Raw genomic sequence first — 509 nt, 5'->3', positions numbered from 1 at the left:
CGCACCGTCTGCGCCAGGTTCGCCTCGGCCGATTGCAGCGCGATCGCCGCGTCGGCGGGATCGAGCTTGACCAGCGGCTGGCCGATGCGGATCGACTGCGTGTCGTCGGCGTTCACCGCGATCACGGTGCCGGTGACCTGCGGCGTGATCTGCACCACGTTGCCGTTCACGTAGGCGTCGTCGGTTTCCTCGTGGAAACGCGCGACCAGGAAGTAGTAGAGGCCATAGGCGATCGCCGCGATCACGATCGCGAGGATCAGCAGCGTCATCATGCGCTTGCGCTTGCCGTTCTGCGCGGCGGGTGCCGCGGCTTGCTGTTGGGGTTCGCTCATCGCGAGGTTCTCCGTCGTGGCCCGTGCTTGTCGCAACGGGCCTGATCCACTATCGATTCGAAAAAAATCCGGAAACTCAGCCTGCCTGCGCGCCCGAGGCGGCAGCGGCCGGCGCGGCCGCCGCCTCGCCCGGCACGTCCGCGGTGGCGGGTGCCGCCTTCGGTTTCGCGTCGGGTG

General features: G+C 68.2%; 1 protein-coding gene. It reads right to left on the bottom strand.

Annotated elements, in window-relative coordinates:
• Nucleotides 1–332, bottom strand: a 332-nt coding sequence (locus FQ755_RS08295; RefSeq protein ID WP_144152994.1) for a biotin/lipoyl-binding protein, incomplete at its 3' end; no start/stop codon positions are given.
• Between the last annotated feature and the right edge of the window lie 177 nt (nucleotides 333–509).

The organism is Paraburkholderia sp. BCC1885 (genome assembly GCF_900996235.1).
GTDB lineage: Bacteria > Pseudomonadota > Gammaproteobacteria > Burkholderiales > Burkholderiaceae > Paraburkholderia.
Note: the sequence above shows the minus strand (reverse complement) of the source record. Positions and strands in the feature narration are given on the sequence as shown.